The organism is Fictibacillus sp. 7GRE50 (assembly GCF_015903875.1).
Classification (GTDB): Bacteria; Bacillota; Bacilli; order Bacillales; family Fictibacillaceae; genus Fictibacillus; species Fictibacillus phosphorivorans.
The window spans coordinates 721,565-746,567 of the sequence record NZ_JACZDW010000001.1 but is presented as its reverse complement, the minus strand read 5'-3'; the positions used below and the strand labels follow the sequence as shown (position 1 = coordinate 746,567).

At 41.7% G+C, this 25,003-nt stretch carries 18 protein-coding genes; 14 read left to right on the top strand and 4 right to left on the bottom strand.

What is annotated here, in order from left to right:
- Positions 1 to 226: 226 nt before the first annotated feature.
- The 3 genes from hpf to IHV12_RS03735 all read left to right on the top strand — a co-directional run bounded on the left by hpf (position 227) and on the right by IHV12_RS03735 (position 3,376).
- Entirely contained in the window at positions 227 to 781 is a 555-nt protein-coding gene (hpf, locus tag IHV12_RS03745) for a ribosome hibernation-promoting factor, HPF/YfiA family (protein ID WP_144697887.1), read from the top strand.
- A gap of 202 nt (positions 782 to 983) precedes the next feature.
- On the top strand, positions 984 to 1,466 hold the full coding sequence (locus tag IHV12_RS03740) for a DinB family protein (protein ID WP_197189853.1): 483 nt from the start codon (positions 984 to 986) through the stop codon (positions 1,464 to 1,466).
- 281 nt (positions 1,467 to 1,747) lie between these two features.
- Positions 1,748 to 3,376 (top strand): long-chain fatty acid--CoA ligase, encoded by a 1,629-nt coding sequence (locus IHV12_RS03735; protein WP_197189852.1) that lies wholly within the window; start codon positions 1,748 to 1,750, stop codon positions 3,374 to 3,376.
- A gap of 346 nt (positions 3,377 to 3,722) precedes the next feature.
- Here the strand turns inward: IHV12_RS03735 and IHV12_RS03730 are convergent, their stop codons facing one another.
- Complete coding sequence (locus IHV12_RS03730; protein ID WP_197189851.1) at positions 3,723 to 4,346, bottom strand: hypothetical protein; 624 nt, start codon at positions 4,344 to 4,346, stop codon at positions 3,723 to 3,725.
- A 212-nt stretch (positions 4,347 to 4,558) separates the two neighbouring features.
- On the opposite strand from IHV12_RS03730, the gene secA reads away from it, so the two are divergent.
- Positions 4,559 to 7,078 (top strand): preprotein translocase subunit SecA, encoded by a 2,520-nt coding sequence (gene secA / locus IHV12_RS03725; RefSeq protein ID WP_197189850.1) that lies wholly within the window; start codon positions 4,559 to 4,561, stop codon positions 7,076 to 7,078.
- A 133-nt stretch (positions 7,079 to 7,211) separates the two neighbouring features.
- Positions 7,212 to 8,310, top strand: a protein-coding gene (gene prfB / locus IHV12_RS03720; protein ID WP_231620624.1) for a peptide chain release factor 2 whose coding sequence is annotated in 2 segments (ribosomal slippage) — positions 7,212 to 7,280 and positions 7,282 to 8,310 — 1,098 coding nt in all. Because the reading frame shifts where the segments join, the coding sequence is not laid out codon by codon here.
- A gap of 294 nt (positions 8,311 to 8,604) precedes the next feature.
- Here the strand turns inward: prfB and IHV12_RS03715 are convergent.
- Positions 8,605 to 8,757, bottom strand: a complete 153-nt coding sequence (locus IHV12_RS03715) for a hypothetical protein (protein WP_197129008.1) — start codon at positions 8,755 to 8,757, stop codon at positions 8,605 to 8,607.
- A gap of 359 nt (positions 8,758 to 9,116) precedes the next feature.
- Between IHV12_RS03715 and IHV12_RS03710 the strand changes: the two genes are divergently transcribed.
- The 3 genes from IHV12_RS03710 to tatC all read left to right on the top strand — a co-directional run bounded on the left by IHV12_RS03710 (position 9,117) and on the right by tatC (position 12,027).
- Positions 9,117 to 10,748: a PhoX family protein gene (locus IHV12_RS03710; protein WP_197189848.1), complete on the top strand. Its 1,632-nt coding sequence runs from the start codon at positions 9,117 to 9,119 to the stop codon at positions 10,746 to 10,748.
- 57 nt (positions 10,749 to 10,805) lie between these two features.
- Positions 10,806 to 10,991, top strand: coding sequence for a twin-arginine translocase TatA/TatE family subunit (gene tatA / locus IHV12_RS03705; protein ID WP_197129014.1), 186 nt, complete (start codon positions 10,806 to 10,808; stop codon positions 10,989 to 10,991).
- 271 nt (positions 10,992 to 11,262) lie between these two features.
- Positions 11,263 to 12,027: a twin-arginine translocase subunit TatC gene (gene tatC, locus IHV12_RS03700; RefSeq protein WP_197189847.1), complete on the top strand. Its 765-nt coding sequence runs from the start codon at positions 11,263 to 11,265 to the stop codon at positions 12,025 to 12,027.
- A 40-nt stretch (positions 12,028 to 12,067) separates the two neighbouring features.
- On the opposite strand, the gene IHV12_RS03695 is transcribed toward tatC, so the two are convergent.
- The gene (locus tag IHV12_RS03695) at positions 12,068 to 13,312 is read right to left on the bottom strand and encodes a helix-turn-helix domain-containing protein (protein ID WP_197189846.1); all 1,245 of its coding nucleotides are present in this window, start codon (positions 13,310 to 13,312) and stop codon (positions 12,068 to 12,070) included.
- A gap of 346 nt (positions 13,313 to 13,658) precedes the next feature.
- On the opposite strand from IHV12_RS03695, the gene IHV12_RS03690 reads away from it, so the two are divergent.
- Entirely contained in the window at positions 13,659 to 17,726 is a 4,068-nt protein-coding gene (locus tag IHV12_RS03690; RefSeq protein WP_197189845.1) for a S8 family serine peptidase, read from the top strand.
- A gap of 23 nt (positions 17,727 to 17,749) precedes the next feature.
- Here the strand turns inward: IHV12_RS03690 and IHV12_RS03685 are convergent, their stop codons facing one another.
- Entirely contained in the window at positions 17,750 to 18,751 is a 1,002-nt protein-coding gene (locus IHV12_RS03685; protein WP_197189844.1) for a nuclease-related domain-containing protein, read from the bottom strand.
- Between the two features lie 437 nt (positions 18,752 to 19,188).
- Between IHV12_RS03685 and IHV12_RS03680 the strand changes: the two genes are divergently transcribed.
- The 5 genes from IHV12_RS03680 to IHV12_RS03660 all read left to right on the top strand — a co-directional run bounded on the left by IHV12_RS03680 (position 19,189) and on the right by IHV12_RS03660 (position 24,953).
- Entirely contained in the window at positions 19,189 to 20,049 is an 861-nt protein-coding gene (locus IHV12_RS03680) for a YitT family protein (protein ID WP_144697907.1), read from the top strand.
- A gap of 453 nt (positions 20,050 to 20,502) precedes the next feature.
- A complete protein-coding gene (gene ftsE / locus IHV12_RS03675; protein WP_137791963.1) occupies positions 20,503 to 21,189 on the top strand; it encodes a cell division ATP-binding protein FtsE in 687 nt (228 codons plus the stop codon).
- Positions 21,179 to 22,072: a permease-like cell division protein FtsX gene (gene ftsX, locus IHV12_RS03670; RefSeq protein WP_197189843.1), complete on the top strand. Its 894-nt coding sequence runs from the start codon at positions 21,179 to 21,181 to the stop codon at positions 22,070 to 22,072. The genes ftsE and ftsX overlap by 11 nt, the downstream gene beginning before the upstream one ends.
- 68 nt (positions 22,073 to 22,140) lie before the next feature.
- Positions 22,141 to 23,358, top strand: a complete 1,218-nt coding sequence (locus IHV12_RS03665) for a murein hydrolase activator EnvC family protein (RefSeq protein ID WP_197189842.1) — start codon at positions 22,141 to 22,143, stop codon at positions 23,356 to 23,358.
- A gap of 134 nt (positions 23,359 to 23,492) precedes the next feature.
- The gene (locus IHV12_RS03660; protein ID WP_197189841.1) at positions 23,493 to 24,953 is read left to right on the top strand and encodes a S41 family peptidase; all 1,461 of its coding nucleotides are present in this window, start codon (positions 23,493 to 23,495) and stop codon (positions 24,951 to 24,953) included.
- The last annotated feature ends 50 nt before the right edge of the window (positions 24,954 to 25,003 follow it).

Sequence of the window (25,003 nt, the reverse complement as noted above, 5' to 3'; positions counted from 1 at the left end):
CATCAAAACTGAATTGGTAAATATAAGTAACGGAAATTTTGTTTCGTAAAAATATTTTTTTGAATCGTGGCTGATTGGATCTTTTCCCGGTCTCATAAGGTTTGTAGCCATTGTAAAGAATTTGTCGATAGTGTAAAAATATTGTCAAAATATTTTAAATGTTACGGAGGAATTCTTTTGGGGTATATCGAAATATATATACATCACCGAAAGGAGGAGTTAAGTTATGCATTTTAACATTCGTGGAGAAAACATCGAGGTGACAGAAGCCATTAGGGCTTACGTTGAGAAAAAGGTGACGAAACTCACAAAATACTTTAACGAAACTCCAAATTCTGAAGTACACGTCAATCTAAAGGTGTACAATAATGAACAATCCATTGAGGTTACGATACCGATGAAGGGCCTACTGCTTCGTGCAGAGGAACGTCATTTGGATTTATACGCTGCGATTGATTTGGTGGTAGAAAAATTAGAGCGTCAAATACGAAAACACAAAACAAAAGTAAACCGTAAATTTAGAAATGCTGAAGGCACAAAGCACATGTTTGCTAACGGTACAGAAGGCGTATCAACGGCACTGTTAGAGGAAGAGGACGATTTCGAGATCGTACGTGAAAAGCGATTCGATCTGAAACCGATGGACACGGAGGAAGCTATTCTTCAAATGGGCTTACTCGGACATAACTTCTTCGTTTACAACAACGCTGAATCTGGTGAGATGAACGTCGTGTACAGACGTAAAGACGGCAAATATGGCCTGATTGCAGGAACGAACTAACATATACCAAACTAGACTACACACCCCATGATTCTTCTGGGGTGTGTTTTATGTTTTAGGAAGCAAGGTTGCCGATATAATCTAGAACTCGTCGATATAATTGAAAACTCGCCGATAAAAATGGATTCTTGCCGATATATTCTAAATCTCGCCGATAAAAGGTAATTCTTGCTGATATTTTCTAAATGAAGGAGCCACTACTATGAAAAACGACATTCTGTTAAAACAGCTCGCAGCTTTTCGCCACGATACCTTGAGTGCTGTGGAAGGACTGACTGAGGAGGAAGCGGATTTTATTCCTGAGGGTTTCAACAACAACATTCGCTGGAACTTGGGGCATATTTTTTTGGATCAGTACGATTGGCTGTATCATAAAACGCGTGAAGATAATCCAGCGCCGATTCATTATCGAGAGTTATTCGGATTTGGAACGAAGCCAGAGAATTGGCAGCAGACGCCTCCAACGCTTCAAGAACTTCGTCACCGATTAATGGAGCAGGTACAAGTGATTCAGGAGCAGTTTAGTCATAGACTTCACCAGGAGCTAGATGAACCAACTGAACTTGGAATGAATACTTTTGCGGAAGTGCTGCCCCGCACGTTTTATCATGAAGGTATTCATTTAGGAACGATCCTTGCTATAAAAAAAGCGATTCACCTTCAAAAACAAACACAAGCAAAATAAAAAAAGTGCAGACTCCACGTCTACACTTTTTCTGCTTTTCATACAGATACATCTCTCATTTTATTCTCGTTACTACTTCTATTATTGTAAATGTAACGCAAATTCACGATGATCTTTTAAACTTTTTTCAGCTTTGAAATATTTTCCGTGTTTTTCTGCGTTTTGTTCAACTCTAATCTGTTTTAACAGCAGGATTTTGAAGTAGGTAAGGGGAACTAGTGAATAACAAGAAAACGCTTACACTAATGACTATGTTTACTATTTAAGGAGGAGAAGTAGTTATGATGATGAATGTGCCTTTTCGAGTTACAAGTATGCTAGAGCATGCGGAACGGTATTTTGCTAAAAAAGAAGTAACGAGCCGCACGATGGCCGGGATCAGGAAGTTCAGCTACCGGGAGATTGGTGAGCGAACACGCAGGCTTTCGAGCGCGCTAAAACGCCTTGGTGTTCAAAAAGGTGAGCGGGTTGGAACACTTGCATGGAACCACCATCGTCATCTAGAAGCTTATTTCGCCATTCCTGGTGTTGAAGCTGTACTTCACACGATCAATATCCGACTTTCCCCTCAGCATATTGCATACATTATCAATCACGCCGATGACCAGATTTTATTCGTAGATCAGGACATTCTACCTCTTGTTGAAGCTCTTAAAGACCATATTCCAAATGTAAAAGCGTATATATTGATGACGGATGAAGACGAGCTGCCGCAATCGCCGCTTCAACCTCTCTATCATTATGAAAAACTATTAGAAACGGGTGATCCAGCTTACGAATTTCCACAGGATATCGATGAAAACGACCCTGTTGGGATGTGCTATACTTCTGCCACGACAGGAAACCCAAAAGGCGTAACGTACACGCATCGTTCGACCGTGCTTCACTCAATGTCACTAGGACTTGCTGATGGCGGTTCTGTATCAGAAAGTGATGTTCTTATGCCAGTTGTGCCGATGTTCCACGTAAATGCTTGGGGCCTTCCGTATGCGGCAACTTGGTTCGGTTCGAAGCAAGTGATGCCTGGACCGCGATTCACGCCACAGCTTTTAGCGGAACTGATTGAGATGGAAAAAGTAACCTTTGCTGCTGGTGTACCAACGATCTGGATGGGGCTTCTTCAAGAACTCGAACAGAATAGTTATGATACTTCTAGTCTTCGAGCGGTTATTTGCGGAGGATCTGCTGCACCTAAAGGGATGATAAAAACGTTCGAAGAAAAACATAACATTCCGTTTATGCATGCTTATGGTATGACGGAAACGAGTCCACTTGTAATCGCAACGCGACTGAAAACGTATCAAGAGGGTCTGGACGAAGAAACGAAATTTGATTACAAAGCAAAACAAGGTTATGTCGTGCAAGGTGTTGAGATGAAAGTGATCGGTGCGAACGGAGAAGTGAAGTGGGACAGTCACGAGATGGGTGAGCTGTTGTTGCGTTCAAACTGGATCGCGGACGAATATTACAATGATGATCGGACAGAAGGGACGTTCAACGATGGGTGGCTTCATACCGGGGATGTCGTTACGGTGGATGAAGAAGGATTCGTGAAGATCGTCGACCGGACGAAGGACCTCATCAAGAGCGGGGGTGAGTGGATATCATCCGTTGATCTAGAGAATGCGATCATGGCGTTTCCAGATGTTTTCGAAGCGTCTGTTATCGCCGTCCCTCATCCAGAATGGCAGGAGCGGCCACTCGCATGTGTCGTGTTGAAGCCTGAAGCAAAAGGAAAAGTGCCGAAAGAAGACATTGTAGAGTTTTTGAGGCCACAGTTTGCGAAGTGGTGGATTCCAGACGATATCGTGTTCATGGATGAGATCCCGAAAACGTCTGTTGGTAAGTTTTTAAAGCGGACACTGCGTGATCAGTTGAAAGATCATTATATGACGACGGCGAAATCGTAAAATTTGAGAGGCTTACTTGAACTTTGTTCAAGTAAGCCTCTCTTTTCTTCTTTTTACTCAAGAATTTGAGAACGTGGCAAAATGTAGCACCTGAAGTGTGCAGCTAGAATGAACATAATAAGGTTTTGTACGCATCAAGAAAACATCAAAAATATATCCGTAGATAAAGACACTTTATACGAGGTAAATGGAAATATATCCGTAAAAAAGCAGAATAATTCCGTACATAAAATAATTTATCCGATTTTCGACAAATACCGTGAATTTCAGATGCAGGTTGTCCATTCAATACAAGAAACAAAAAAACACCACCCTCAGTCAATCACGAGAACAGTGCCCAATCTACCTATTCTTGAATTTCCTTCTCAAGCCATTTACCTGTTTCCGTCACGTCCCAATAATCACTAGCTTTGTAGCCGTTCAACGATATATCGAGATCGTGAAAAATGCGGTGAACGCCTTTTAGTGGCTCTACACTCTCAGAACTTTTACTTTTCTCAATTTTATCAAGAGCGGTCTCGATGTCAGCCTTTAATGGACCCGCTACATAAGGCAGAATCTTATTTCGTATATCAATCTCTATTTCTTTTAATACAGGTGTATGTGTATCTATGTTATATTTCGACCATTTATCATAGCCGAGCTCACCGTTCCAAAATTCGTGAATCACATTGATTCGTCTTTGGATCTCGGTCTTTGGAACTTCTAGGGTCGGCTTGAAAAGAGCAGTGCCGCTCGATTTTTCAGCCTCCGTTAATTCCTCATCAGACGGTGCTTCTACACTCGCTGCAGAATTGGGTCCGAACAGTGAATAATATCCCCAAGTGCCAAGGCCTCCGATGATGAAGAAGCTGAGAACGAGGGTGAGAATGATCGTTTTGCTTTTTTCACTTCGCTGCTTATTTTGGTGCAGCTGCGCTTTTTGTCCTTGCCCAGCGTTATTTGTCCTGTCTAGATTTGTGTTTTCCATTCAGAACCTCCCCCATCCATCTTTATATTATTTTACCAAAATTTAGGTCTGCAGTCTCTATGAAAGTGTCAAATTTTTCACATATATAGGAAGTTTCTTTACGATGAATGCTACAATTCCGATGAAAAGATTTGGGATTTCTTGTGGCTCGTTTCACAAACTGGTAGAATAGAAGTGGTATATAATTTTCGAGAACAGGGAGCGTTATTCGGATGATTAGCATTTTGAAAAAGATTTTTCCAAGTTCCAATGACCGAACGTTGAATAGATACGAAAGAGTTGCGGAAAAAGTGGAAACGTTAGCTGAAGAGTTTAAGGCTTTAAATGATGAAGCTTTGGCGAACAAAACGGCTGAGTTCAAGAGCCGTATCGAAAAAGGGGAATCTCTGGATGACCTTCTCCCTGAAGCGTTTGCGACTGTGCGTGAAGCATCAGCTCGTGTATTGAACATGCGTCACTATCCTGTACAGATTATGGGTGCGGTTGCGCTTCATGAAGGTAACATTGCAGAAATGAAAACCGGTGAAGGTAAAACACTAGTTGCGACAATGCCTATTTATTTGAACGCACTAGATGGCAAAGGTACTCACGTTGTTACAGTCAATGAATATTTGGCTCGTCGTGACTCTGAGATCATGGCGCCGCTATACAATTTCTTAGGTTTAAGTGTTGGATTGAACGTATCTGACCTTTCAAAAGAAGAGAAGCGTGATGCGTACGCAGCAGATATCACTTATGGTACGAATAATGAGTTCGGCTTCGATTATCTGCGTGACAACATGGTGGTTTATAAAGAACAGATGGTTCAGCGCCGTAACTATGCGATCGTCGATGAGGTTGACTCGATTTTAATTGACGAAGCGCGTACACCGTTGATCATTTCAGGTTCTGCTCAAAAATCAACACAACTTTATCAGATGGCGAACATGTTCGTGCGTCAGCTGAAAAAAGAAACAGATTATACAGTAGATGAAAAGACGAAGAACGTTCAGCTTTCTGAAGAAGGTATCAACCGAGCGGAGCAGATGTTCTCAATCGATAACTTATATGATTATCAGCACGTAACATTGAATCACCATATTAACCAAGCGTTAAAAGCGAACATCATCATGCAGCGTGATGTGGATTATGTCGTTCAAGACGGCGAGATCGTGATCGTTGACCCGTTCACAGGACGTCTGATGGCTGGTCGTCGTTACAGCGATGGTCTTCACCAAGCGATCGAAGCGAAGGAAGGTTTGGAGATTCAGCGTGAGAGCATGACACTCGCGACGATTACGTTCCAAAACTACTTCCGTATGTACAATAAGCTTGCTGGTATGACCGGTACAGCGAAAACGGAAGAAGAGGAATTCCGCAACATCTACAACATGGATGTTATCTGTATTCCGACGAACCGTCCGATCGCGCGTGATGACAGAGCAGATCTTATTTATAAAACGATGCAAGGTAAGTTCAAAGCGATTGCAGCTGAAATCGAAGAGCGTCATAAAACAGGACAGCCGATTCTTGTTGGTACGGTTGCCGTTGAAACATCTGAACTACTTTCACAGCTTTTAACGAAGCGTAAGATCAAGCATAACGTGTTGAACGCGAAAAACCATGAGCGTGAAGCAGAGATCATCGAAAATGCGGGTCAGCTTGGCATGGTTACGATCGCAACGAACATGGCCGGTCGTGGTACTGATATCAAGCTTGGTGAAGGAGTTTTAGAAGTTGGCGGACTTCACATCCTTGGTACTGAACGTCACGAATCACGCCGTATCGATAACCAGTTGCGTGGTCGTGCGGGTCGTCAAGGAGATCCAGGTTCATCTCGTTTCTACATCTCAATGGAAGATGAATTGATGCGTCGATTCGGTTCTGATAACTTAATGACGATGATGGAGCGTCTTGGCATGGATGAAGAGACGCCGATTGAGTCTAAAATGGTTACAAAAGCCGTTGAATCTGCACAAAAACGTGTAGAGGGATCAAACTTTGATGCTCGTAAACAACTTTTACAATATGACGATGTTATGCGTCAGCAGCGTGAGATCATCTACGCACAGCGTCAAGAGGTGCTAGATGCTGAGAACTTAAGTGATATCGTTCTGCGCATGATCGATTCTACACTTGAGCGAATCGTGACGGTTCACACACCTGAAGCGGAAGTTCAAGAAGAGTGGAACACGAAAGAAATCGCGGACTATGTGAATGCAGTAATGTTTACAGAGCCGACGTTTACAGAAAAAGATCTATTCGGTCTTGATCGTGAAGAAATCATCGAGAAGATTCAAGCGAAAGTACACGCGGCGTTTGCTGAAAAAGAAACACAGCTTCCTGCTGAACAGATTGCTGAGTTTGAAAAAGCAGTAATCTTACGTTCAGTTGATAGCAAGTGGATGGATCACATCGACCAGATGGAACAGCTTCGTCAAGGTATCCACCTTCGTGCTTATGGTCAGAACGATCCGTTACGTGAATATCAGTTTGAAGGCTTCGAGATGTTTGAAGCGATGGTTGCAGCGATCGAAGAGGAAGTTACGACTTATATCTTAAAATCGCAGATCGAGCAAAACATGCAGCGTGAACAAGTGGCTGAAGGTAAAGCTGTTGTTCCGAGCGATAAACAAGATACAGCGAAAAAGAAGAAACCGGTTCGTAAAGCACAAGACATCAAGCGTAATGATCCTTGTCCATGCGGAAGCGGAAAGAAATACAAGCAATGTCACGGAGCTGAACAAGAATAGAAAGTTGCGTGAGAGAAGAGAGTCTTTTTTATAGGCTCTCTTTGCGCTTGTAATCAGACGTGAAAAAGGATTAATTTTAACAGCGTTCGCATACTTTAAAGATGGAACAATTATAAGATGAGGTGCAAAGACTATGGATTTAGTAGAAGTAAAACAGGAATTAAACGTGATTGAAAAACGTATCAACGACTTTAGGGGGTCCCTTTGACCTCGATACAAAGAAAGAGCGTATCGCAGAACTAGATGAAGAGATGAGTGCACCTACGTTTTGGGATGATCAAAACGCAGCACAAGTCGTGATCAATGAAGCTAACGGATTAAAAGAACAAGTGAACGAGTTTGAAGAGCTTGCTTCTGCTTATGAAGATCTTGAAATCGCTCATGAGCTTGTAAAAGAAGAAGCGGATGAGGATCTTCAAAAAGAGCTTGTAAAAGATCTTAAATCCTTGATCACAAAGCTGAATGATTTTGAGCTTCAGCTTTTATTGAACGAACCGTATGATAAAAACAACGCAATCTTAGAACTTCACCCAGGTGCGGGTGGAACAGAGTCACAAGACTGGGCGTCGATGCTGCTTCGTATGTACACGCGTTATGCAGAGCGACAAGGGTATAAAGTTGAAACGCTTGATTACTTACCAGGTGATGAAGCAGGGGTTAAGTCTGTAACGCTTAGCATTAAAGGCCATAATGCGTATGGCTATTTAAAGGCTGAAAAAGGGGTTCACCGTCTTGTTCGTATCTCACCGTTCGATTCATCAGGCCGTCGTCACACGTCATTCGTTTCGTGTGAAGTGATGCCAGAAATCACAGATGATACCGAGATCGAGATCCGTACAGAGGACCTTAAAATTGATACGTATCGTGCGTCTGGAGCAGGTGGTCAGCACGTTAACACGACTGACTCTGCGGTTCGTATGACACATATTCCTACGAATACAGTGGTGTCGTGTCAAACAGAGCGTTCGCAGATCAAGAACCGTGAGCGTGCGATGAAGATGATGATGGCTAAATTGGTGCAGCGTCGTTTGGAAGAGCAGCAGGCACAGTTGAATGAAATTCGTGGTGAGCAGAAGGAGATCGGGTGGGGAAGTCAGATTCGCTCTTATGTTTTCCATCCTTATAGTCTTGTGAAGGATCACCGGACGAATACTGAGGTTGGTAATGTGCAATCTGTTATGGATGGCGAGATCACGCCGTTTATTGATTCTTATTTGCGGTCTAAGTTGTAAAAAACTATATTGTTTTTGCTTCGAGGTTTTTGAGAGAGGTTGATCTGCGCTCTGGGTGCTTCGCTTTCCGCGGGGCGACCGGTGAGCCCCTTGCCGCTTTGCGCCTTTAAGGATCTCCACCTGCCCACTCGTCCCGCAGGAGTCTCACACCCTCCGCTCCGTTCAACTTGTCGAGGGTGTTAAACCAAAAACATTAAGTTACAAGCAAGCTTCAAATAACAAGCTAACAATAAAATAAAATAAAATAAAGAAACAAAAACAAAACTTCCGGGCTAATTGCTTCCGGAAGTTTTTTTATCGTATGTGTGTGAGATCTCCCTCTTGTACGAGTTCGATCTTTCTATGTTGTCCGTCTGTTACAATCTCAACGTTTCCATTGTCATAAATCCAAACGACTTGATACTCCTGGCCGTTATAAATGACAAAACTCCCCACTTCTATCTGCATGGCTTCACTCCTAATAAAGCTCTCTAGTTAATTATACCTATCTAAGATGGAATGTATATTGGGAAAAAACATGGACGTGTGTCTTCTTTAGTATAAAGGAAATTCCCCTATTTTCCCAACTTATATTTTCTACAGCAGAAATCTTCATGTCATAAAAGGTTTGATGAGCTAATAATCAAATCCTTTTTGTATCGTACTCCTACCGTTAAGGTTGTTCATTTTATGTCGGCAAGCATCGTAACTTTATAAAAAACAAAAAATTCTTAAACGTTTGTTTAAATCCTCTACATAGTAGCTTAATAATTCGACAGTATTCTTATAGGTGCAACATCAATTTTATGGGTCTAGGGGGAAATGACATGGAAAAGAAGCCATTGGATAGAAGAACCTTTTTAACATATTTGGGTACAGGCGCAACGGCACTTGCTGCAGCTACGACAGGATTAGGCGCTTTATCAGACACAGCTAACGCTCAATCAGACAGCTTGATGCGCATGAAACCTCGTAAAAAAGGGTTTAAGTTTCACCCGATCGCACCAACGGACAAAGATGATCTTGTTTTGCCAAAAGGATATAAATATGAAGTGATTGCATCTTATGGTGATGTAATTAATAAAAATGGTGACACGTTTGGATTCAATAATGATTTTACGATGTACTTTCCGATCGACAAATCAAGTGAACATGGCTTGCTTTGGGTAAACCATGAATACACGAACCCATTATATGTGGAAGGTGAAAAAGTAAACGATAAATATACTTCTGCTCAGATTGAAAAGATGCTCTACAATCAAGGCGGTTCTATTATTGAAGTGAAAGTGAAGAACGGCAAGTGGGTATTGGATAAAAATTCGATTTACGCTCGACGAGTAACAGGACTCACACCATTCGCACTAACTGGGCCAGCGAAAGGTACGGCAGCTGTAAATGGTGCAACAAAGGCACAAGGAACGTTTGCGAACTGTTCTGGCGGACGTACACCATGGAACACGGTTTTATCTTGTGAAGAAAACTTTGAGGATACGTCAAAAGCAGCTAATCTAGATCAAACCCATTATGGCTGGGTAATTGAAGTCGATCCTTTTAATCCAAACTTCAAAGTCAGAAAGCACACAGCTCTTGGACGCTTCAACCATGAAAATGCTAGCGTTGGAATCTCGAACGATGGACGAGTCGTTGTTTATATGGGAGATGACAAAAAGGATGCATGTGTGTACAAGTTTGTGAGTAAAGGCAAATATGCCGCTGCAAAAGGCAAAGACAACAGCAAGCTTTTAGAAGAAGGAACACTTTACGCAGCAGATCTTGCAAACGGACAATGGCTTCCATTAACGATTGAAGCTGTTCGTGAAAAAGCAGCAGGGAAAGCTGACCTTTTAGAAAAGTTCCAAACACAAGGTGATGTAGTGGTTAACGCACATGATGCGGCCATCCTTCTAGGCGCGACACCGACAGACCGCCCGGAAGATGTGGAGATTTCACCATTGGATGGGACAGTATTCATCGCACACACGAACAACGACAAGCACGGTAACATTCATGGCCATATCACACGCTTTTTTGAAAAAGACGAAGATCATGGTGCAGAGAGCTTTGAATTTGAGATCTTTGCAGCAGGCGGTCGTCAAAGTGGATTCAGTGCACCTGACAACCTAACGTTCGATTCAAATGCAAACCTTTGGACAGTAACGGATATTTCATCAAGTAAGCTGAATTCTGGTGCGTGGACAAGCTTTGGTAACAACGGCATGTTCATGATTCCTACGATCGGTCGTGAAAAAGGAGAGGCGTTCCAGTTTGCATCTGCTCCAAAAGAAGCAGAGTTAACAGGACCATCTTTTACACCGAACGAAAAAACGTTGTTCTTAAGTATTCAGCACCCTGGTGAGGAAACGGAAGATAAAGCTAATCCTACCAGCACATGGCCGCAAGTTCGTGGAGGCAACACACCGCGTCCATCTGTTGTAGCCATTACTGGTTTCAGATTCTAATTTCTCGTTAGCACGGAATAAAACGATTGATCACCAAAATTTGAGGAGGCGATCTACATGGGTTTCACAAACATCGGAGTACCAGGATTGATCTTGATCTTAATCATTGCGCTTATCATTTTCGGACCTTCTAAGCTGCCAGAAATCGGACGAGCATTCGGAAGCACGCTTCGCGAATTCAAGCACTCAGCAAAAGACCTCATGTCTTCGGATGAAAAAGAAGAAAAGCCGCAGTCAAAATAAAGAAAAGTGGAAGATGCGGGCGCGGTTAAAGTCCGCATCTTTTTTCTTTAAACCTGTTGCGATTTTAAACTCGTGGATTGGAAGCTGAAATTTGTGGATTGAGGGTCGAAACTCGTGGATTGGGAGTCAAAACTTGTGGATTGAAAGCCTAAACTCGTGGATTGAAGGCTCAAACTTCTGGATTGAACTCCAATACACATGAATCTAGAGTCCAAACAAGGCACAACAAATTAAAAATGAACCGCTATTTAAAGAAAGGAGGCTGTGTAGGATGAAAGCTGAAGAGATGTTTTTCGTTGAACACCTTGGTGAGCTTAGAAAGCGCATTATTATCACGCTCGCGGTATTCATAACCGTTCTTTCTGTTTCATTTTTCTACGTTCAGCCGATTTACGACTGGCTGATTCGAGATCTTGATCAGCAGCTTGCTGTTCTTGGACCAAGCGAGATCTTATGGGTGTATTTTATGATATCAGGTGTCATCGCGATCGCGTTCACCATTCCAGTTGCCGCGCATCAGACATGGATGTTCATCAAACCGGCATTGAGTAACAGAGAGCAGAAGGTAACGCTGTCCTATATTCCGGCACTATTCTTCTTATTCGTACTCGGTTTAGCGTTCGGTTATTTTATCGTGTACCCAATGGTTCTTAATTTCCTGCTAGGTCTATCGGAAGGGCATTTCCAAACATTCTTCACCTCAGAAAAATACTTTAAGTTCATGATGAATCTAACGCTTCCGTTCGGCTTTTTGTTTGAGATTCCGTTAGTGGTAATGTTCCTAACATCGCTTGGTATCTTAAATCCACATGTGCTAACGAAAGCTAGAAAAGTCTCGTATTTCGGACTTGTTGTCGTTGCCGTCTTGATCACACCGCCAGATTTAGTATCAGATTTTCTAGTCGTCATCCCACTGCTTGTCCTTTATGAGATCAGCATCATGCTGTCACGCGTGGTCTATAAGAAGAAGCTCGCGAAAGAACAGCTCGCCATGGAAGAAGAAAATAAGGTCGTGCAGATGAAACGTCCTTCATAAGTAATCTGAAAAGGAAGCCAATGTCGGCTTCCTTTCTTTATCAAACAAACTGATTCGAACGGCGGTTTTTGTCCGCTATGTATTTTGCGTACATATTTGCTTTTTCTAAATTTTCGTTTCGGTTATAAAAGTCAAACAGCTTGATCTCATAGTGCTCAGCGGGTAATACATAGCCTAGCTTTTTTAAATGTGGATACAATTCTGTTTCAAGATAATCAAAATAAAGATCGTCTTGTTTTTTTAATCGATAGATATGCATCTGAAAGAAGTGAACAAATGTCGTGCTGCCAGTTTCTTGCGCTGTTTTCAATCCTTTTTGTGCGAGTTGAAGAATGGTTGTCACAGATTCTTTTCCAAGAAGAGTAGCTGCGTTTACGTATCCTTCAAGAGACCCTAAGTAGTTTGAAGTGCTAGGATCTTTTAGGTGCATCGATTCTTTGTAGTGCCGGCACGCATCTTCAAAATATCCATGAAGAATCGAATGATAGCCGAAGTTGTGCAGAAGAAGCGCTTTTTGTTTCTCCAAGCCAAAATTCTCACACATTTCGATGAGTTCTTGATATTTCTCATTTTGAGGTCCACTTGTTGGCTCTTGTTCGATTTGAATTAGCATCAGCATCTCAGTTTCAATCACCCTTACATAGCAGTGCGATTTTTCAAAATAGCTAAGTGCTTTACTAGCGTAATAGTATGACAGAACGCGGGAATTGGTAGAGTGATACGCGACAGCCATATGATAATAATATTCCGGGTTGTTGTAGTAGGTAGGGTCTACCTGTTTCAAGAGATCGATCGCTTCGTAGTAATCATGTTTCATTTGAAGTCCGTAGATTCCTTTAATATGCAGAAGCATACTCTGTTCACGATGTGAGAGTTCAGTCCACTTTTCCATCTCTTGAAGAAGGGTTTCTGTCTTTTTTCTTTGTTCGGTAAGTATGTAATAACGTGTTAACAAAAGGGTGTGGGTGCGATAAAAATCAGGAATCTGCAACAAAGGAATCTGTTCGAGTTGCTTTTTGATGGTTTCTGTTTTGACATCCAGCTTCATGATGATTGCTTCTTCCCATTTTCTTAAGAGAAGTTCCACGTTTTTGTATAAATTCATCTCATTCTGAATATCGATCTGTAATCGATTCGCTAAAAAATGAATCGTTTCATCGGAAACCTCAGTCAGTCCTCGCTCAATCTTACTCACATGTGTACCTGAACAAATTCCGTCTCCGAGCTCTTTTTGTGTCATATTTCTAAGCTCTCGGTAGAATTTTATGATTTTTCCTTCAAGCATGAGATGACCCCCTATCTCTATTAAGAAATTCTCTACTTTTTCTATTCTACTAAAGAAAACCCCAAATCAGTTGAACGATTTTTAAGTCTATTTCCCTATTTCTCACCTCGTTTTCAAACGAAAATCTATTAAGTTCTAAGTTGAAATAGGTATGGAGTCATGTGGGAAACCCCGATAGCGGCAAGGGGTTATTGCTATTACAATTACATTTGAATCTACAAAAAATTCAAAAAATAGAAAGGAGGATACAACTCTTATTGTTTTTCTAGGAAAATTTTAACATCTGAGAGTTTCATATATAAATAATGGCTTGCAAATCATTAATACCAAAGAAAGCAGGGAAACGATGAAAAAGATATCTTTTATTAAAAAGTCTACTGCCCTTACCTTAGCTGCAGGATTGCTATTATCTCCAAACACAACGATGTTCACACAGCAAACAAGTGCTGCACCTTTTAAAGCAGAGAATATCCTCGCCTCTCTAACAGCTAAACAAAGAGAAGCTTTAAAACAGCTCGAACTAACAGATGTTGAAGGTCTTCAAGGCTTTAAGAAAGAAGAACTGCAGAGCGAAAAAGAGATCTCCGTTATCGTTCAATTTCAATCAAAGCCTGGACAAGCTGCAGTGTTAGATGCTCAGTTAAAAGGGAAAAAGATCTCACGTCAACAAGCTGACAGCAAAGTAGATCAAGAGCATGCTCAATTTAAGAAGGATGTTGAGAAACTCATTCCATCTGTTGCACCCATGACAAAAAAATCCACGCACAGAATTACATCCACATACAAAACGGTATATAACGGTGTGGCGATGAAACTGCCTGCCAATCAGGTAGAAGCACTCCTACAATCAGAAGCCGTAAAAGCAGTTTATAAAGATGTAACGTTTAAAGTAGATCCCATCGCGATGGGAGAAGAAAAAGCCCTGAACAGCAACAGTGCTGGAACATCTGTAGAGAGCATTCCTTACTTGAAGATTGATCAGCTACATAACGAGGGCATCACTGGTGAAGGTGTGAAGGTAGGGATCTTAGACACAGGGATCGACTACAACCACCCGGACTTAAAAGAAGTGTATAAAGGCGGATACGATTTTGTCGATAACGACAGCGATCCGATGGAAACGACGTATAAAAACTGGCAAGATTCTAAAAAACCAGAGTTTAACGGCAACGCATATTACACTTCGCATGGGACACATGTTGCTGGTACGATCGCTGGTCAAGGCAAAAACCCGAATGTATCCGTTCAAGGTGTAGCGCCAGATGCTGATATCTATGCGTATCGTGTGTTAGGACCTTACGGGACAGGCTCTTCTGAAGGCATTATCGCGGGGATCGAGAAAGCTGTTAAAGACGGGATGGATGTGATCAACCTTTCGTTAGGTGCCGGTATCAACGATCCGTATTATCCGACGAGTACTGCGATCAACTATGCGGTTCTAAATGATGTAACGGCTGTCGTATCTGCAGGAAATGCGGGTCCGAACGCATACACACTAGGTTCTCCTGGTGCTGCTGCATTAGCGCTTACGATCGGAGCGAGTGACGTACCAATGACGGTCGCTTCTTTTACAGGATCAGTGGGGAGTGAGAGTGGACTTCAACTCACTGGACTCGCTCGTCATTATGCTGATGTATTGAACGAACTGTCAGGTAAGTCGTACGATCTTGTTGATGTGGGTCTAGGTAAGGCTACTGATTACACAGGTAAAGATCTAAATGGAAAGATTGCTCTCATCGCTCGCGGTGAAACGACACTGAACGAAAAAGTGACACTCGCCAAACAAAACGGTGCGGTCGCAGTTCTTCTATATAACAACGTGGACGGAGTTATCGAGGCGAACCTTGGTGAGTCGACAACATTTATTCCATCATTCTCCTTAACAAAAGCAGCGGGTGAAAAGATTAAGTCTCAAATCGCTGCAGGTAAATCCAGTTTTACGTTTGGAAAGTATGATGAACTTCAAACAGAAGGCGATCGCTTAGCCGCTTTCAGTTCGAGAGGTCCAGCGAGACAGACGTACGACATGAAACCAGAAGTTACAGCACCTGGTGTTGCCGTTCTTTCAACGGTTCCGTCATACATGGTGAATCCAGCTACTCAAGAAAACTATGATTACGCATATTCCCGGTATTCCGGAACATCTATGGCTGCTCCGCATACAGCAGGTATCGCAGCGCTCATGCTCGATGCTAATCCTAACTTAGAGCCTGAGGATGTTAAAACCATATTAATGAACACAGCTGATCCACTTAACGGAGACTACTCCGTATTTGAAGTTGGGGCCGGACGTGTTGATCCATATCAAGCTGTGTACAGTGGAACAAGTTTTCAAGTGAACGATGAAACGTTGATTCCTAGTTCTACAAATCTAGTGAAAATTAAAGAACGGACAGGTGGAATCGCGTACGGAAGTCATTATGCAGGTAAAAAGCTGTCACTAAAAAAATCCATTACGGTTGAGAACAATGAAAAAGTGAAGAAGACGTTCAAAGTGGAAGTTGAAGAAACAAAGGGATCGCCAAGCTTGAAGAAGAACGGAATCGAGATCTCAATTCCGGACGAAATCAAGATTGCCGGTGACGATTTTAAAAAGGTGTCAGCAGGTATCAATATTCCTAAGAAAGCAAAAGAGGGCATTTACGAAGGGTACATCACGCTGACGAATCAATCGAAAGTAGCTGAACACTACAGAATTCCATTCAGTGTTCGTATAACGGAGGAGGGCTACAACAAACTAGAGCTTTCATCTCCGGTAATCGCGCCGAACTATTTGAATACAGGTGGATTCTTTGGTTACCGCGCGATTTATACGCCGATGGAATTTAACTTTAAGTCTCCGATGGAAAAGATGGAAGTCGTTCTTCAGGACGGAAAATCAGGGAAAGATCTGGGCGTGATCGGAACCATGAATTTAGAGGGTCGTAACGAAAACCAAAGCTATTTCGTGTTAAACGCTTTTAGTGGTATGTACAACAAATTTACCGGTGATAAAACAAATCCAGTTGATTCGGAGATCTCTTATGCACCAGCCGGTTACTATAAACTGAAGTTTATTTCAACAACAGCCACTGGTAAACAGCTAACCGATTACCGCCATATGTTCATCGATATTGATGAACCAACGTTTGAAAGCTCACTTGACGGCGATTCACCGTTCTTAGAATACAAGCCGGGTCAAGCGACGTATCCATTTGACATCAAAATTAACGATCCTTTAGTAGATGAGATGAAGAAGGTTGGCTTGAACGTAGATCAATCATCAAACTCGATGATCTATTATTGGAACACACCGTTCCCATCATCAGCGATAAAAATGGACAAAGAAGGTAAGTTTGTTGAAGAGATTGCGATGAACGAAAATGTACCTGCATTAAACTTCCGAATGGATGGTTTTGATCTGGCAGGTAACCAGGCTCTGCAGAAGAATTACTATTTTGTAAAAGAGGGCACACCTGTTTCCTATACGAAGAGTAAAAATGCGCCATTGAAAACCGGAGAAATGGTAAAAGCCACACTAGTATTAGATAACTTAAATGATCTGACCAAAGCGGAATGGAATTTTAACAATAGTAGCTTTGGCGCGGTCTCTCTTGTGGATGCTAAATTAACAGACGCTTACAAAGACAAAGCATCTATTGACGTGAAAGATGGTCTCGTAACTGTTGGCTTCAATGATGGTAGCGAAACGCTAGATCACGCCGCACTGGTAGAAGTGACGTTAAAAGTAAGTGATGCCTACTATGCGACACGAGCTGCAGTAGCGCCAATTGTAAAAGTAACGGATAACAACGCTAAAACATCAACAGTCCTGCAAGCTCAGTTAAGTTGGAAAGTGAAACCGCAGTTCTCTACTGCAAACGGCTATGTAACGCCTGAAGGCTTTGAAAACGAGGATGGAACAGTAACAGAAAGACGCGATTGGACGAAGGTAGGAGGCTCTGTACAAATTATCGATGCAGATGGTAACGCACATGCACCATCAACACGCATCGCTGACAACGGTCAGTACAAATACGACAAGCTTCCCCTTCAAAAAGAAGCATTCACAGTGGAAATGAGAGTGCCAGGACATTTCTTTACAAAAGACAATCTGTATATTGGTTTTGAACACAAAGGTGAATTATATGGACAAAGCCGCTTTATTACCGCGCTCGATGTGACCGCTGGAGATGTAAATCAAGATAACGTGATCGATATCCATGATGCTATCGAGATTCAAAATGCTTGGGGAAGCGGAAAACGTGCAGCGGATATTAACTTTGACGGAAAGGTAGATGCAAAAGATATGAAATTCGTACAGAAAAACTATCTCCTGCAAAATCAGCATGTGGACGATACACCATCACCTAGAAAGAAATATAAAGGAAAAACACTAGAAACGATCTTAGTTGAACTAGGTATCCAGCAATAACGGTGATTACATCTGAACAACCTTTAAGGAGAAGCATCTTCCTTAGAGGTTGTTTTTTTAACGAGATCCTCGAGATGGTAGACGCGGGATTTTCGATTGCCGGTGAAGGGGAGGTTTAGCGACTGGAGCAGGTGATATGATTGGCTTGTTGATGTAAGGTTCAAAAATTGTTTACAGGACTTATTGGAAATGGTGTTGGAGATTAGCAGAGCGTAATCTACTAATGCAGCTTCATGTGCCTTGTTATAGTTGTTTTTACAAGACGCACAATACCATGTTCTCCGTTGACGCTGTAAAAATTCTGCCTCGCAACTAGGACAAAACACACCAGTTAGTAAATGATTTGGATTAATATGATACTTTCTGCAAACGTCTGGATTATCTGGCGTATGTATTTTTATCAGGCTTTTACTAATTTTTTTACTATCTTTAGGTAAGATTATTTCTTTTCGATGCTTATTGCTCAACTCTTCAAATTTGGCTACTAAACCAGAACTCTTGATTACTTTCATGCGAGCTTCTTTGTAAGCAGGAGAAAATTCTGTTATTGCCTTTGGATTAGTCATCACTACAAGAGATTCGATTGGTAGGTGGGGGGCTTTGAAGTTATTTATAATGGCCATCAAGTGATAGGATTGTCTTTTTACTTGTTCAACGGGATTGTCAAAAGCTTCTTGTTGATCATTTAATGTACGGATCATTGGATCGTACGCACTTTCAAAATAGAGATGTCCTGCAATGTTCTTACTTTCAATAATAAGTAAGAAGTGCGGTGTAATCATAAGTGTGTCAATTTGAAAGTAGTAGTCTTCATGTGAAATTCTAAGACCATGAAGTAAAATAAGGTTAGTTTGAGGGAGATAACGATAAAAATAGTCCAGTGACTGTTCACCACGGTAACCAGATACATGTTTTCTTAAAGCGCGGTGTATTTCATCATGCTTAGTATCATTTAGTAGGTCTCTTTTTAAAAGTGATTGTAACTTATCAATGATAATTGGCCGTGTTCGATGTTTTTTTATCAAAAGTGACCACCTCTTGCACATTTTCTATATAATGATGGCTTTTGTGGAATAATGCAAAGTACAAAATGAAGAAAAATGAAAATATGCATCATTAATTTCACGGTAATCCTCCATATATGCACGGTAAATGCAATTATATTCACGTATAAAAACAATAATTTCACGGATAAAATTTTTTATCCGAAGTTCGACAAACTACAACACATTCCGACGAATGCACAAACCAAAATACTATCTCTTTCATATGCCCATACTATCCACATCTAGCTCCCACACACAGAATCTCACCAAAACAACTGCTATCAACCACACTTCACCTCATCACCGCGGCACTTAAGTCTCATTTACAAGGACATACTGTGATTGGTATACTTTTTCTCGGTTTAAAGAAATTCCTTATGAAAGTTTGAGGGTTAAAGACAGCAATGATGATGGCTATGCGAAAACGACGCGGGATCTTGCACCCGACCGTCGAACTCATTTTAGAATATGTATATGTTGTGATTGGATCAGGACTTGTGGCACTCGCATTCTCGGTATTCCTGCTGCCAAACCAGATCGCCTCTGGAGGAGTAAGTGGAATATCGACAATTTTATACGGACTCTTTCAATGGAAACCTTCTATTGTACAGTGGAGTTTAAACATTCCGCTCTTCTTTGCGGGATTATTCTTCCTCGGCCGACGATTCGGCGCGAAAACACTTGTTGGAACCGTTGTGCTTCCGTTTTTCGTCTTTATTTTTGAAAGCTGGGGAGCGGCTACAGAGGACCCATTGCTTGGAGCGATTTTCGGTGGACTAGGAATCGGAGCTGGGCTTGGGATCGTGTTCCGTGGGAAAGCCTCTACGGGTGGAGTTGATCTGCTCGCACAGATCGTCCATAAGTATACGGGTGCTTCACTCGGATCAATCATCCTTCTCATAGACGGAACGATCGTTACGTCGTCCGCCTTATTTTTCGGGATCGAACAAGCTCTATATGCACTTATCGCGATGTTTATTACCGCAAAAACGATCGATGTCGTACAGATCGGGCTAGGGACGACGAAGATGGCGCTGATCATTTCAGATAAAGAAGATGAGCTTCGCCAAGGCATACTGACTCACATTTATCGTGGCGTTACGAAAATCAATGCCTTCGGTGGTTATACGCAAGATGAACGGCCTATGTTGATGGTCGTTGTTGCTCAATATGAAGTAACAAAATTGAAACAATACGTAAAAGGTGTCGATCCAGATGCTTTCGTAATCGTAGTTAATGCAAACGAAGTATTAGGAGAAGGTTTTAAACGAGGATAAACAATCAGAAATGCAGCCAGTTGGGACTCATCCCGACTGGTTTTCTTTTGGTCACTAGTACTTTTCGCATAGAAGAGCCCTTTTTACTAGAATTAGCTAATATACTTTGAAAAAACTCTATCAATACCAGGTCAAAAGACCCGAAATCCCACGGCGATGGTCGGTTTTATCACACCTGTGTCGAAAAGTCTCCCTGCAGGTTTTTATGAGATATGAAGGATTTCAGCGAATTGTGTCGTATTTTAAGTACTACGGAATCTCGAAAACATGACCATGGTCCCTTGTCTGAGGGAAGATGAAACACAACTGTAATAAAATTGTCAGTGCAAGATGTTATAATAGTTATTGCGGAAAAAAACTGACATATATCGCGTATTTGTCGAAAGACCTTTATATAGAACTTGTTGATTGATCAGGGAAATATTTTTTGGGGTAGTAAGGAAGTGATTTTGCTTGATAGAAATGGTTGATGTATGGAAAACATACCCGAACGGTGTTATGGCACTTAACGGGATTGACGTCTACATAGAAAAAGGTGAATTTGTTTATGTAGTCGGACCAAGTGGAGCAGGTAAATCCACGTTTATAAAATGTATGTATCGTGAAGAGAAACCCACACAAGGTTCAATTATCATTAATGGAACAAACCTTGCAAAAGTAAAAGAAAGACAGATTCCTAAAGTACGAAGAAAGATCGGAGTTATCTTCCAAGACTTTAAACTGTTGCCACGTTTAACGGTATACGAAAACGTAGCGTTTGCACTTGAAGTTATTGAAGAGTCGCCAAAAGTGATCAGAGAACGTGTTATGGAAGTTCTTGATCTTGTAAAACTAAAAAACAAAGCGCGCATGTTCCCGGACGAGCTATCAGGTGGAGAGCAACAGCGTGTATCAATCGCACGTTCGATCGTAAACCATCCTCCAGTTGTAATCGCGGATGAGCCGACAGGTAACCTTGATCCAGAAACAGCTTGGGAGATCATGGAGATCTTCAAAGAGATCAACGCTCGTGGAACGACAGTTGTTATGGCAACTCACAATAAAGAAATTGTAAATACGATCACAAAGCGCGTAATCGCCATCGAAGGCGGCCGAATTGTACGTGATGAGGCGAAGGGGGATTACGGCTATGAAGATTAGAACATTAAAGCGTCATTTCGTAGAAGCATTCAAGAGCATGGGAAGAAACGGCTGGATGTCCTTTGCTTCCATCTCTGCGGTAACGGTAACATTGCTATTAGTAAGTGTGTTCTTGGCAATTCTCTTGAACATTAACTATATTGCAAGTCAAATAGAAGACGATGTACAGATTAGAGCTTACATCGAACGAACGGAAAAGCCGGAAAGATACGATGCTTACAAACAAGAGCTTGAAAAGCTTGGTAAGGTAAAAACAGTAGAGTATCAATCTAAAGAAGAAGGTCTTGATGAACTGATTGAAAGTCTAGGAGATGAAGGAGAAGCTTTCTCATCTCTTAAGAATGAAAATCCATTGCGAGATGCGTTCATCATCTACACAGAAAAGCCGCAAGATACGGCTGCTGTAGCAAAAGAAGTTGAGAAATTTAAATTTGTAAACAAAGTTGAGTACGGACAAGGGACTGTCGAAAAGCTCTTTAAAGTGACGGATGTTGCCCGCAACGTTGGAATCGTCCTCGTATTAGGACTTGTTTTCACAGCGATGTTCCTCATCTCAAATACTATAAAATTAACGATCGTAACACGAAGACGCGAGATTGAAATTATGAAACTCGTTGGTGCGACGAATGGATTTATCCGCTGGCCGTTCTTCATTGAAGGATTTGCATTAGGTGTAGCGGGTGCTGTTCTTCCGATCATCGTGATTACGGTAGGTTATCAAGCCATATTCGATATTGTTAACCAAAAATTAGGGACAGTATTCATTGAGCTATTGCCTGTAACACCACTTATCCCGCAGCTAGCATTGCTGATGCTGTTGATTGGTGGAGTAATCGGCGTGTGGGGAAGCTTAACATCTGTCCGTAAGTTCTTGAAGATTTAGTAAAGATAGCAGAAATAAAGAGATCCAAGAAAAACGAAACAATTAATTGGGGTTAGGGAGGAAAACGAATGAAAAGGAAAGTGGTTGGTACAGTGCTTTCACTAAGTTTAGCACTGGGCGCCTTTACTATGTATCACTCTGAATCCGTCGTTCACGCGGAATCTTTATCAAGCATCAAGAAAAAACAACAAGAAAATGCAAAGAAAGCGGAGGCTGCAAAATCAAAGCTGGACAAGAACAAAAGCAGCCAGGAAGCGATTGAGGCTGAAGTAGCAAGAATTGATAAGCTGTCTTCTGAAACAGATCTGAAAGTACAAGCCAAACAAACAGATATCAAAGAAACAAAAGAAGAGATCGACGTTTTAAAAGGCGAGATCGCTGTTGTTCAAAAGCGAATCGATAAGCGCGATGCTCTATTAAAAGAACGTGTTAACTCTATGTACGAATCTGGCGGAGCTGTTTCTTACTTAGAAGTTGTTCTTGGTTCAAAAGATTTTGGTGATTTTCTTGACCGTGTTCTTGCATTGAACATGATCGCAGAACAAGATCGTCAGCTATTAGAAGAACAAAAGAAAGATAAAGAGCTTCTAGAGAAAAAGATGGCAGCTGTTGAGAAAAAACTAGTTAACCTACAAAACGCAATGAAAGAGTTACAAGTATTGCAAAAGCAATTAAAAGCTCAAATGGATGAGAAGACTCGTTTGATGGCTTCTCTTAAAAAAGAAGAAGACTCGTTGCATGCTGAAGCACACAAGATTGAAAACGAAGGTGCACTTCTAAAATCTCAAGAAGAGGCGTTCCGTGCTGAACAAGCTCGTGCAGCTGCACGTGAAAAAGCTGCTCGTGAATCATCGTCTTCAGGTGGATCAGCTCCTTCAATGGGACCTGTTTCAGGTAACGGTATGATCATCAAACCTGCTGCTGGAAGAATTTCTTCTGGATTTGGTAACAGAAGCAGCGGTATGCATGAAGGAATCGACATCGCTCAAGGTGGAACCGTTCCGATCTATGCAGCTGCAGATGGAACAGTTATCCGTTCTGAGTATTCATCATCATATGGAAACGTTGTATACATCTCTCACTCGATCGGTGGGCAGCAATGGACAACGGTTTACGCTCACATGAGCAGCCGCGCTGTATCAGGCGGATCTGTTTCAAAAGGGCAGTTCCTAGGTAACATGGGGAACACTGGACATTCATTTGGTCAGCATTTACACTTTGAACTTCACAAAGGACCTTGGAATGCAGGAAAAACAAATGCTGTAAATCCTGCGGCTTACTGGTAAAATAAACACATAAAGTAAACAAGCTATTCATATAGTGAAGTAGGAGACAGGCTGTTGCCTAAAGACTCTTACAATGGAAGGCATCGCACTTTGCAGGGTGTGATGCCTTTTCCTGCAAAAACGAGGTGAGCAGAATGAACGTAAATAAAAAAATGTTGGCCCTGCTGATTGTTCTTTCCTTGCTTGTTGGTGCCGGTGGCATGTATGGTTCGATGGCACTGTTTGGAAACGATTCGAAGTATGTTCAGAACGGTGAAGTAAACGATCTTCCGAAGACCGCAACGAAAGTCGATAACGACGAAGAGTTTGCGAAGCTTCAGAAGACGTATGAGATCATCTCTTCTCGTTATGTAGAAGATGTTGATCGTGACAAACTCCTTGAAGGTGCCATTCAAGGAATGGTCAAAACGTTAAAAGATCCATATTCGGTTTATATGGATGAAGAAACAGCAAGTCAGTTTTCACAGTCACTCGATTCTTCTTTTGAAGGAATTGGGGCAGAGGTGAGCATGGTAGACGGTAAAGTTACGATCGTCGCACCGTTCAAAGATTCACCTGCTGAAAAAGCAGGACTCAAGCCAAACGATCAGATTATCACGATCGACGGTAAAAGCGTTGAAGGACTCGATCTCTATAAAGCCGTATTAAAAATCCGCGGTGAAAAAGGATCTATCGTAACACTTGGTGTAAAACGAACAGGCGTTAACGATGTAATGCCAGTCAAAGTTACACGTGATGAGATTCCGATCGAGACGGTTTACTCTGATATTGAAGAAGTAAAAGGTAAGAAAATCGGTGTACTTGAAATCACATCTTTCTCAGAAAAAACGGGAGCTGATTTCAAGAAACAGCTAGTAGAGTTAGAAAAAGAAAAGATTGATGGTCTAGTTATTGACGTTCGTGGTAATCCAGGAGGCTATCTAGAAGCGGTTGACAGCATTCTTCGTCAGATCATTCCTGAGAAAAAGCCATTCGTTCAGATCGAAGACCGTAAAGGAAACAAAGAGCGTTATGTTTCTACGTTAAAAGAAAAGAAAGATTATCCGATCATCGGTTTGATCGACAAAGGTAGTGCGTCAGCATCTGAAATTTTAGCTGCTGCTCTAAAAGAAGCAGGAAATTATGACTTAGTTGGTGAGAAGTCGTTCGGTAAAGGGACTGTTCAGCAATCGATCGATCTTGGTGATGGATCGAATATCAAGCTTACATTGTTTAAGTGGCTAACACCGGATGGTAACTGGATTCAAAAAAAAGGGGTAAAGCCTACTTTTGAAGTGAAGCAGCCAGACTACTTCTACACAAACCCAATTACGGTTGAGAAAAAAGCGTTAGAGTTTGATATGAATAATGAGCAGGTGAAGAACGCTCAAGTGATGTTGAACGGTTTAGGGTTCCAGACGGGCAGAGAAGATGGCTATTTTGATGAAAAAACGCAAGCTGCTGTAACCGCGTTTCAGCGTGCGAACGACTTGCCAGCAACAGGGAAAGTAGATACGAAGACAGCTGGTAAGATGGAGTCAAAAGTGATCGATTCAATCCGTGATGATAAGAACGATGTTCAGCGTAAAACGGCGATTGAATTGCTTGCAAAATAAGGGATTATGGCAGGAAAAAACAACTGAAACACGAATACTATCCGTAGAGG